7 protein-coding genes and 1 pseudogene are annotated in these 7,284 nt (G+C 71.9%); 6 read left to right on the top strand and 2 right to left on the bottom strand.

Annotated features, from left to right (window positions below; all coding sequences use genetic code 11):
* Nucleotides 1-147: 147 nt before the first annotated feature.
* From F0L68_RS23225 to F0L68_RS23210, 4 genes are all read left to right on the top strand, one after another.
* Nucleotides 148-1,119 (top strand): ABC transporter substrate-binding protein, encoded by a 972-nt coding sequence (locus tag F0L68_RS23225; RefSeq protein ID WP_149851741.1) that lies wholly within the window; start codon nucleotides 148-150, stop codon nucleotides 1,117-1,119.
* Nucleotides 1,120-1,126: 7 nt separating this feature from the next.
* Nucleotides 1,127-2,161 carry a FecCD family ABC transporter permease gene (locus F0L68_RS23220; RefSeq protein WP_149851740.1) on the top strand — a complete coding sequence of 345 codons (1,035 nt, stop codon included), beginning with the start codon at nucleotides 1,127-1,129 and terminating at the stop codon, nucleotides 2,159-2,161.
* On the top strand, nucleotides 2,158-2,946 hold the full coding sequence (locus F0L68_RS23215; RefSeq protein WP_149851739.1) for an ABC transporter ATP-binding protein: 789 nt from the start codon (nucleotides 2,158-2,160) through the stop codon (nucleotides 2,944-2,946). Before F0L68_RS23220 ends, F0L68_RS23215 begins: the two co-directional genes overlap by 4 nt.
* A 100-nt stretch (nucleotides 2,947-3,046) precedes the next feature.
* On the top strand, nucleotides 3,047-3,775 hold the full coding sequence (locus F0L68_RS23210) for a class I SAM-dependent methyltransferase (RefSeq protein WP_149851738.1): 729 nt from the start codon (nucleotides 3,047-3,049) through the stop codon (nucleotides 3,773-3,775).
* A gap of 110 nt (nucleotides 3,776-3,885) precedes the next feature.
* Here F0L68_RS23210 and F0L68_RS23205 read toward each other — a convergent pair whose 3' ends face one another.
* Complete coding sequence (locus tag F0L68_RS23205) at nucleotides 3,886-4,785, bottom strand: NmrA/HSCARG family protein (protein ID WP_149851737.1); 900 nt, start codon at nucleotides 4,783-4,785, stop codon at nucleotides 3,886-3,888.
* 105 nt (nucleotides 4,786-4,890) lie between these two features.
* Between F0L68_RS23205 and F0L68_RS23200 the strand changes: the two genes are divergently transcribed.
* Together F0L68_RS23200 and F0L68_RS23195 are read left to right on the top strand one after the other, a co-directional pair.
* A complete protein-coding gene (locus F0L68_RS23200) occupies nucleotides 4,891-5,460 on the top strand; it encodes a TetR/AcrR family transcriptional regulator (protein WP_149851736.1) in 570 nt (189 codons plus the stop codon).
* 125 nt (nucleotides 5,461-5,585) lie between these two features.
* Nucleotides 5,586-5,882, top strand: a pseudogene (locus F0L68_RS23195) (transposase); the annotation flags it as partial.
* A 34-nt stretch (nucleotides 5,883-5,916) separates the two neighbouring features.
* Here the strand turns inward: F0L68_RS23195 and F0L68_RS23190 are convergent.
* A complete protein-coding gene (locus F0L68_RS23190; protein WP_149851735.1) occupies nucleotides 5,917-7,206 on the bottom strand; it encodes an FAD-dependent oxidoreductase in 1,290 nt (429 codons plus the stop codon).
* Nucleotides 7,207-7,284 lie beyond the last annotated feature (78 nt).

Genomic DNA, 7,284 nt, shown 5'->3' with positions numbered 1-7,284 from the left:
GCCATCGTGTTAGGAGCTCTAACGCCGCATCGGTGCTGGTAGCGTGCTGTCCCGACGTCACCCGCCTCCGGCGCAGGGGTGGAGCGTGTGTGCCCGTCTCGTCTCGGGGTCAGGCCGCCCTTTCGCCGGGCCGACACCCGAGGAAACATGCGTAGCCTCCCGATTTCCCGTCGTCCCCGCCGGCTCGCCGCGCTGGTCCCCCTGTTCGCCGTGGTCGGCGCGTTCGCCCTGGGTGGCTGCGCGAACCGCGAGAAGGACGCCGACCCGGCCGCGTCGACCTCGACCGCCGACTCCGCTGCCGCGTCGTTCCCGGTCGTGCTGACCCCGCCCGGCGGGAAGCCGGTCACGCTGGACAAGCGGCCGGAGCGGATCGTCTCGCTGACGCCGTCGAGCACCGAGTCGCTGTTCGCGATCGGCGCCGGCAAGCAGGTCGTGGCCGTCGATGACCAGTCGAACTTCCCGGCCGACGCGCCGCACTCCACGCTGTCCGGCTTCAAGCCCAACGTCGAGGCGATCGCCGGCAAGAACCCCGACCTGGTGGTGGCGGCCAACGACACCGACCAGCTCGTCGCGAACCTGGCCAAGGTCAAGATCCCGGTGCTGTTGCTGCCGGCCGCGGCCAAGCTGGACGACGTGTACGCGCAGTTCGGCCTGCTCGGCAAGGCGACGGGGCACGTCCGCGAGGCCGACGAGCTGACGGTCAAGACCCGCGACGGCATCGACAAGGCCGTCAAGGACACTCGCAAGCCGGCCAGGGAGCTGCGCTACTACCACGAGCTCGACCCGACCCTGTACACCGCGACGTCGAAGACGTTCATCGGCCAGGTGTACGCGCTGTTCGGGCTGACCAACATCGCCGACAAGGCCGCCACCAGCGACTACCCGCAGCTGTCTGCCGAGCAGGTCGTCAACGCCAACCCCGACCTGATCTTCCTCGCCGACGGCACGTGCTGCGGGCAGAGCGCCGCGACCGTCGCCGCGCGGCCGGGCTTCGCGTCGCTGAACGCCGTGCGCAACGGCGGGGTCGTCGTGCTTGGCGACGACATCGCCTCCCGCTGGGGCCCGCGCGTCGTCGACTTGGTGCAGGCGGTCGCCTCGGCCGTCGCCAAGGTCAAGTAACCCCGAGATGTCGCGGACCGCGCTCACCAGGCTGACCCTGCCGAGGCTCCTGGTGGGGCTGCTGGTGCTCGCGGTCGTGCTGACGGGCGCGGTGCTGCTCGGCGCGATCGATCTCGGCTGGCAGCGCGTGCTGGCCGAGATCGGCGCGCAGCTCACGGGCGGCACGTCGCCGCTGTCCGACCGCGAGGCCGCGATCCTGTGGCAGCTGCGGGTGCCGAGGGTGGTGCTCGCCGGGCTGGTCGGCGCGGCGCTGGCGATGTCGGGCGCGGCCTTCCAGGGGGTGTTCCGTAACCCGCTGGCCGACCCGTACCTGCTCGGCGCGGCGGCCGGCGCCGGCCTCGGGGCCACCCTCGTGGTCGGCACGGTGCCGGCCGCGCAGGACTGGGTGGTCGGGCCGCTGCCGCTGGCCGCGTTCGTTGGCGCGCTCGGCGGCGTCACGCTGACCTGGGCGCTCGGCAGGTCGGCCGGGCACGGCACGGCGACGCTGCTGCTCGCCGGCGTGGCCGTCGCGTCGTTCCTGACGGCCATCCAAACCTTCGTGCAGCAGCTACACGCCGACACCCTGCGGCAGGTCTACACGTGGATGCTCGGCGGCCTCGGCACCGCGGGCTGGCAGCAGGTGGTGCTGGTGCTGCCCTACATCGGCGCGGCCTCGGTGGTGCTGTGCGCGTGCGGGCGGCTGCTTGACGTGCTGACCCTCGGCGACGACGAGGCCGCCGCGCTGGGCATCCGGCCCGCGCGGGTGCGGCTGGCGGTGCTGGTGGCCGCATCGCTGGCCACGGCGGCGGCCGTCGCGGTGAGCGGGCTGATCGGCTTCGTCGGGATCGTGGTGCCGCACGCGGTGCGGTTGCTGGCCGGCGGCAGCTACCGGGTGCTGATGCCGCTGTCGCTGCTTGGCGGGGCGACCTTCCTGATCGCGGCCGACGTGGTGGCCAGGACGGCGTTCGCGCCTGCCGAGCTGCCGATCGGCGTGGTCACCGCCTTCGCCGGCGCGCCGTTCTTCGTCGTCGTGCTCCGCGCCACCAGGGGGCGGGCCTCGTGAAGCTGGGGCTGGTGGACGTCGCGGCGGGCTACCGGGGTCGCCCGGTGGTCGAGCGGGTCAGCGTCGAGGTCGGGTCCGGCAGCTGGCTCGCGGTGATCGGCCCGAACGGCGCCGGCAAGTCGACCCTGCTCAAGGCCGTCGCGGGGCTGGTCGGCCGGACCGGCGAGGTGCTGCTGGACGATCGGGCGATCGGCTCGTTCGGGCACCGCGAGCGGGCCCGCGCCGTCGGTTACTCGCCGCAGACACCCGCGCTGCCGGACGGCCTGACCGTCACCGACTACGTCCTGCTCGGGCGGACGCCGCACCTGCGCGCGCTGGCCAGGGAGAGCCGGCACGACCTCGACGTGGTGACGGATGTGTTGGCACGACTGGATCTCGCCGCGCTGGCCGGCCGCCAGCTGCGGACGCTGTCCGGCGGCGAACGGCAGCGCGCGGTGCTGGCCAGGGTGCTGGCGCAGCAGACCAGCGTGCTGCTGCTCGACGAGCCGACCACGGGTCTGGACATCGGGCACGCGCAGGCGTTGCTTGAGCTGATCGACCGGCTGCGCAAGGAGGACGGCACGACGGTGGTGAGCACGCTGCACGACCTCACCCTCGCCGCGCAGTACGCCGACCGGCTGCTGCTGCTCGACGGCGGCCGGGTCGCGGCGACCGGGACCCCGGCGCAGGTGCTCACCCCGGAGCTGCTGTCCCGGCACTACGCGGCGACGGTCGCGGTGCTGTCCACTCCGGACGGCGGCCGGGTGGTCACCCCGGTCCGCTCCACCGGCGCGCCGACACCGTGACGGTGGCCGACCGGCCCGCACCGCCGCGATGGCGGAACTACTTCACCCGTTAGGGGCGCTTTCCTCGCCGGAGGACTACTCAGGGCAGAGCATTGCACCCATGGTGAACGAATCCGCGTCGAACGACCTTGCCAGGAACTGGGAGCAGTACTGGCTCGACCTCCCCTCCGCCCCCGGCGCCGCGATCTGGGACAGCGACCCCTCGGTCAACGTGGCGCGGCACCACGCGTGGTTCGGGGAGCACTTCGCGCCGACGCTTCCAGTGCTGGACATCGGCTGCGGCAACGGAACGCAGACCAGGTTCCTCGGCGAGCGGTACGACCGGGTGATCGGCCTGGACGTCGCCGAGGCGGCGATCGCGCTGGCCAGGGGGACGCACGGCGACGTCGCCGAGTTCCGCAGGCTCGACCTGCTCGACCCGGCCGCCGTCGAGGCCCTGCACGCCGAGGTCGGCGACGCGAACGTCTACGTCAGGGCCGTGCTGCACCAGTTGCCGGCGAGCGCGCGGCCTGCCGCGGCCGCCGCCCTCGCGCGGCTGGCCGGCGAGTCCGGCCACCTGTTCGACATCGAGCTCGCGCCGAACGCGGGCAGCGTGTTCCGGGACGTCCTCAGCGTCGACGGCTCGGTGCCGAAGCTCCGCGAGGTCCTCGCGCACGGCATCGCGCCGGCCGAGCTGGCCGACGGCGAGTTCGAGCGGCTGCTGGCCGACGCGGGGCTGAGCGTCGTCGACGGCGGGCGGTCGACGCTGCCGAGCACCGAGCACCTGCCGGACGGCGAGCGACTCGAGATCCCCCTCCAGTACCTGGTGGCCCGCAGGGGACGTGCCTAGGGTCGGGCGACTCTGTTGGGCGGCGCCGGAGTTGATCGGATCCGAGGATCCCCGCCCGCCGCCCGACCCCGGACATCTCGCGCCCGTGGAGACTGACGCACCACCAGCTGTCAGGCGCCGGGAGCACCGTCCAGGAAGGACTTGATCCGTGCCGCGCCGCCCTCGCGCAGCCAGGTCTCGAAGTCCAGGAGGCCGGGGTGGCGCTCGCGCAGGGCGGGGACGTCCGCGCCGAACTCGTGGCTGTTCATCGTCTCGTAGGCGCGAGCCAGGGTCTCGCTCGTGGCCCGCAGCGTCTCGATCGGGATGTGCGTGTACTCGACGGGCAGTCCGGTCGCCCGACCGATCGCGGCGGCGATCTGGAGCTGGGTCAGTTCGTCGCCGCCGATCTCGATCGTCTCGCCGAGATAGTCCTCCGGGCGCGCGAAGGCGAGCCCGACGAACGCGCCGATGTCGGCGAGGGCGATGAGCTGGTTGCGCTTGTCCGGGTCGAGCCCGGACGCGAGGTTGCCGCCCTGCCACCAGAACGGCGCATGGAAGTTCTCCATGAACGACACCGGCCGGAAGATCGTGGCCGGCACGCCGAGCGACCGGATGTGCTGCTCGATCGCCAGTTTGTTGGCCACGCTGCGGAGCCCGTTCGGCCGGTCGACGCCGGTGCTCGAGGAGTAGACGAGGTGGCGGACCCCGGCCGCGTGCGCCGCGTCCGCGATGTTGCGGCCCCACACCAACTCGGTATCCTCCGGCACGGCGGCGGGCCTGGCGAGCGGATTGGCCTGCATGCTGTAGACGCCGTGCGCGCCGGCCGAGGCGGCGTCCAGCGAGCCGCGGTCGCCGAGGTCGCCGGTGACGAGCTGGGCGCCGGCCGCGCGCAACTTCTCGGCGGCCGGCGCGGCCGCGTCGCGCACCAGCGCCCGCACCCGCCAGCCGTCCGCGAGCAGCCTGGCGGCGACCGCGCCGCCCTGCTGGCCGGTGGCCCCGGTCACGAGAATGGTCTTGTCGCTGACAGCCATGGACTCTCCCTGTGGAAACCTGTGGGCGATAGAATCGGAGAACGCGCTCCACTTAGACGATATGGAGAGCTCTCTCCGTTTGTCAACCACCGGGAGGTCCGACCAGTGACGACCGAGAAGCCGCTGCGCGCGGACGCGGCGCGCAATCGTTTGCGAGTGTTGGAGACCGCCGAAACCGCGTTCGCCGAGGAGGGTGTCGGCGTCTCGTTCGACGAGATCGCCCGGCGGGCTGGCGTCGGCGTCGGCACCGTCTACCGGCACTTCCCCACCAAGGACGCGCTGTTCGGGGCGCTGATGACCGACCGGCTGAACCAGCTCACGACGGACGCCGAGGCCGCCGCCGACGCACCGGATCCCGACGCCGCGTTCTACGGCTTCTTCGGCAGGATGATCGAACGGGCGCTGCTCAACCTGGCGCTCTGCGACGCCATCGAGGGCGACGCCGGGATCAGCCCCGCGACGGTGTGGGGCCACGAGTCGCGCTTCCGCCCGGCGTTCGGCCGGCTGCTGGCCCGCGCCCAGGACGCGGGCGCGGTCCGCACGGACGTCGACATCGCGGACCTGCGGGCAGTCATGATCGGCTGCCTGGCCATGGAACGACAGGCGCCGGCCGGCAGGCAGGCCGGCAGCCTGGCCGCCATCGCCTGCGCCGGCCTCCGCCCTAAGAACTCCTAACAAAATTGGGCTGTCTGACCTGCGGGAATGTGGTGTGTGTCAGGCATCGTTGATGCTGCCGGAGGTGTGCGGCAGCCGAGACGAAGAAGAGCACACGTCGGCCCTGGGAGGTCAATGACGGCCGATGGGAGCGGATCGAGCCGCTGTTGCCGCAGGTGAAACGCAATCCGAGGTATCCGGGCCGGCCGCGTGTGGACGACCGCAAGGCGCTGAACGGCATCCTGTTCGTGCTGTACACCGGGATCCGGTGGGAGTTCCTGCCGCAGGAGCTGGGCTTCGGCTCGGGCATGACGTGCTGGCGGCGGCTGCGCGACTGGAACGAGGCCGAGGTCTGGCAGCAGCTGCATGAGGTGTTGCTGGCCGAGTTGCGGGCCGCCGACCTGCTGGACCTTTCCCGGGCCGCGGTCGACGGCTCGCATGTGCATCCGCGCTCCGATCTCCGTGGGCCGGCATCAGTCATGGGAGCGTTTCTCCTTGTGAGTCAAGGATCCCGAGTTGTTCGGCAGTCGGGTTACGCAGGCCTGCGACGCGCTCGGCCACCTCCCTGCATCGCTGTGGGTCGGCCAGCCACGCGTGGTCGCGCAGCACGTGCTCGTCAACGGCCGGGCCGGTCGCGGCCTGCGCCAGGGTCTGCTCGTGCGACGCCGCCAACACCGCGGCGTTCACCGGGCGGCGCAGCTGGTCGTAGAGCCCCAGCCCGTGTTCGACGTCGTCCTCGTGGAGGCTGCGCCGGATGACAGCGGCCAGCACGTCCGCGTCGAGCATCGCCATGTTCATGCCCTGCGCCACCGTTGGCGGCACGACGTGCGCGGCGTCGCCGACCAGACAGATCCGGCCCTCGACGTAACGCTGCGCGTGGCGAAGGTGGATCCGGTAGGTGTGCACGCCGCCGGTCACCGGCCCGGGAGCACCGTCGAGCACCGGGGCGCGGGCCACCATCCGTTGCCACAGCTGCCCCGGCGTCAGCGACTTCCAGTACGCCTCCTCGGCCACCGGGATCTGGAAGGGCACCCGTACCTCGGCGCCGCCGTCGAGCGGGATGATCATCGTGAGGCCCTCGGCGCCGACGTAGCGCATCGTGCGGTGCTCGAGCTCCGGCACGTCCGGACGGGGGCACATCGGCATCAGGTACTCGTGGACGTAGTCGTGGGCCTGGTCGACCTCGATCCCGGCGAACCGGCGCAGCCTCGACCCCGCTCCGTCCGCGGCCACCACGACCCTGCCGGTGGCACGGAAGGGTTTGCCGTCGATCGTGCCGCCGACACCGCGCACGACGTCACCGGGACCGTCGAGCAGAAGCGTGCTCACCTGTGCTCCACGCCGCACCGTCACGAGGCTCGCTCGGTCGGCGAACGCGGCGTACAGGGCACGGTGCAGATTCGTGTGCCGCAACACCGTCTGGTGCGGATGGGCGGTGTCGAGATCGGCGAATCCCCATTCGCCGAGAAACCCGTGCTGACGGTGGAAGTAGCCGGACGCCACCACCGGGTAGCCGCCCATCGCCTCAATCCTTGGCAGCACTCCCCACTTGCGGAGCAGCCCAAGAGACAGCGGTTGGATGACGTCGCCTCGGTTGAGTTCAGGGAAATCCACAGTGCGCTCCAGCAGCACACAGGACACGCCCAGCGCGGCGAGCGCGTGAGCAGTGCTTGCGCCGGCGACGGCACCGCCGACGATCACGACATCGGCGTGCCAGCACAACGGGGACATCCCAGTCGCGGTCGCGCCCAGCGGATGATCACGCACGACGGGAGCGTACCGAACGGGTGATCCGCGCCGCAGGGATGCGGATCACCCGGTACTGAGCAGTGCTCATGCCGTCGC

The organism is Solihabitans fulvus, from assembly GCF_008386585.1.
Lineage (GTDB): Bacteria > Actinomycetota > Actinomycetes > Mycobacteriales > Pseudonocardiaceae > Solihabitans > Solihabitans fulvus.
Note: the sequence above shows the minus strand (reverse complement) of the source record. Positions and strands in the feature narration are given on the sequence as shown.